Origin of the sequence: Pseudomonas sp. Sample_24, from assembly GCF_004307605.1 — a bacterium.
Classification (GTDB): Bacteria; Pseudomonadota; Gammaproteobacteria; order Pseudomonadales; family Pseudomonadaceae; genus Aquipseudomonas.
On record NZ_RCNW01000075.1, the window covers coordinates 1 to 3,088 of the forward strand.

The window sequence follows — 3,088 nt, forward strand, 5'->3', positions numbered from 1 at the left end:
GCCATTTCCTTGAGCATGCGGTCGCCGGCGGCGTGGCCCAGGGAATCGTTGATCGGTTTGAAACGGTCCAGGTCGAGGAACATCAGCACCACCCAGGACTTCTGACGTTCGGCCGCTTGCAGCGCCGTGTGCAAGCGGTCCTGGAACAGCGTGCGGTTAGGCAGGTGCGTCAGTGCATCGTAATAAGCGAGGCGATGAATCCGCTGCTCGCTGGCCTTGCGCTCGCTGATGTCGCTGAAGAAGCACACGTAACTGGCGAGGTCGCCTTCGTCGTCCAGCACAGCGGTGATGCCAACCCACGCCGGATAATGCTCACCGTTGCGGCGCCGCAACCAGACTTCGCCTTCCCAGGTGCTGTGCTGATTGAGTTGCATGAGCACATAACGCAGGTGAGCTTCCTGCTGCTCGTCGACGGTCAGCATGTTCGGCAACTGGTCGAGTACTTGTTCCACGGCATAGCCACTGACACGGCTGAAGGCTTCGTTGGCCTGGACGATGTAGCCGGCCGGGTCAGTGATCAGAATCGCCGAGGTCGAATGCTCGAAAACCGTAGCGGCCATGCGCAGGTCCTTTTCGGCGCGACGTTGCTGACTGATATCACGTCCGACACCGAGCACGCCTTCGAAGGCGCCGTGCTCGTCCCAGACCAGCACCAGGCGCAACTCGATCGGGATCTTGCGACCGTCTGCGCGCAGGCAGTCAAACAGGAACAGTTGGGTCTGCACCTGGTTGCGCAACAGTGCCAACTGGTCGGGCTGGTCCAGGGCTTTGCCGACCCGTTCCATCAGGCTGTAGATACCGGTCAGTTGGTGAGGGTTGGCAATGGTCGATTGCCAGCCATTCTGGAAAATCCACTCGGCGTCGTAGCCGAGTACGGCTTGCACCGACGGGCTGACATAATTGAGGGCCATGCGGCTGTCGGTGGAGAAAATCACATCGCTGATGCTTTCCGCGAGCATCCGGTAACGCTGCTCGCTGTCGCGCAGGGACTCGCTGGCTTCGATCTGTTCGGTGACGTCCTTGGCCACGCCGATGATGCGCGTCACCTGGTCATGCTTGTCCCGCGCCAGGGCCTGTTCACGAATGTCGAAGCGCCGCCATTCACCGTCGCGGTGACGAAAGCGCAATTGGCATTGCAACAGTTGGCTGTAACCACCCAGGCGCTGGCTCTGGCGTGAACGGTGGTAGAAGTCGGCATCGTCGGGATGCAGGAGGATCTCCCAGAAATACTCGCCCATCTGCTGCAGTTCAGCGCGGTTGTAGCCCAGCGTCTGGCCCAGATGGTGATTGCTGAAGATCATCCGCTGGCTGATCACGTCCTGCACGTACAAGTGATCGGGCACGGTACGCACCACATCCGACCAGAACCCTTCGCGCTCTTGCAAAGACAGCTCGATGAGTTTGCGGCTGGTGATGTCGGTGATGCTCAGGATTACCGCTTTATAGTCGGCCAGGTCTTGCGGCAGGCGCAGCACCAGCCACAGGTGCTGATCGCGGCCTGTGGCGTCCTGCAGTTTGATCTCCAGTTCCAGCTGCTCCTGCCGGTTGAGGAGCGCTTCGAGCACCTTATTACCGATGGCACTGCCGTCCAGCGGGTTGCCGTCTATCAGCAAGTCCCAGGCCTGTTGGGTGGTGTTGACATTGAGCAGTTGCAGGGCCACCTGGTTGACCTCGGTAATCCGCAGTTCTTGCAGCAATTGCCGACGTTGTTCCGGATCGGCAAGCCAGGTATGCAGTTGCTCGTTACTGTGCAATCGGGCTTTGTCGAATACGTTCTTGAGGCTGGCCACATCGAGCACGCACAGCGCAACACCGGTGCCCTCGAAAATCTCCTGATAGCGGCGCCGGCCTTCATGTAATTGGCGCTGGCGGCGGCGCATGTTCAGTAGAACGATGAACGGCAGCATCGAGAAGGCCAGCCCCAGCAGGCATTTGCCGATAAAGGCGGGCAGCAGTTCTTCGAGCACGCGGTGGCGATCGAACAGGCCGCGCAGTTGCCAGTCGCTGCTGCTCAGGGGAACCGTCAGCACACTGTTGGTCAGATCGTCCTGGGTCAGCGTGCCTGGATTGACCAGCGGCAGTGATTCATCACGACTGATGATTTGGTGATTGAAGCGGTTTTCCACCAGCCACAATGGCCGGTCACCCGCTTCATTGAGCTTGGTCAAGGTCGTGAAAAACGTTGGTTTCAGGCGCAGGGCCCAATAGCCGCGGGTACTGCCGCTGGCTTGATGCAGCAACAGGTGCACCACCGAGCCATCGATGGCATTGCTGAAGTAATGAGGCTGGGCACGACTGCGCCGGACCAGCTCGGCCAGATAGTCGGCATCTTCGCTGTTGCTGGCGCTGTCATTCAGGATCCTGCCCGAGGGGCTCAGCAAGGCAAGGCTGATCAGATCGGGCAGGGACTTTTGCAGCTTGCGCAGCAACTCCTGCTGTTCGTCGGCTGTTTGCGGCTGTTCGACAATCGGCAGCAGATTGAGGGCGATCCGCGCGTTGAGCGCCATGTTCAGACTGACTTGCGCTGCCAGGTCGGCGGTGTAGTCGATGGTGTACTGGCGCTGGGTTTTCTGGGTTTCGCGCAACTGATCCAGGAGCTGCCAGAACATCAGGGCGAGCAGCATCAGCACCAGTGTCGCGAGCGCGCCTTTGAGGGTGCCGCGCAGGGGCGAGCCGGGCGCCGCAGTGGGGGCACTGGTGATCAGGGACGAAGGGACGTTGGACAAACTTTAATCCTGCGGTTTGGCTGGAATGGCGCGACGTGCACTATAAGCCGGACGCCCGAAGGGCGGCTAGCATGCCTTGAGTTGTGGCAAAGTGCCAGCCCCGCTCGGCTGGACGGCCACCTGTCATTCAGGTAGCTTTGCCGGTTACGCGGGAGCGTTCCAGCTCCTAAAATCAGACTTTTTCAGCGCAGCCGCATTGATAGTTTTCAATCGGATGGCGCGCACGGTCTGGCCAGGCATCGTCTGCGCTTCAATCATTCATCAGTCACTGACCCAAGGTTCTCCATGGCTCAATACGTATTCACCATGCATCGGCTGGGTAAAGTTGTTCCGCCGAAGCGGGAAATCCTGAAAAACATCTC

1 protein-coding gene is annotated in these 3,088 nt (G+C 59.7%); it reads right to left on the reverse strand.

Annotation, left to right across the window (positions count from 1 at the left end; translation table 11 throughout):
* Positions 1–2,726, reverse strand: a 2,726-nt coding sequence (locus D8V06_RS03495; protein ID WP_206663176.1) for a PAS domain S-box protein, incomplete at its 3' end; no start/stop codon positions are given.
* Positions 2,727–3,088: the final 362 nt, after the last annotated feature.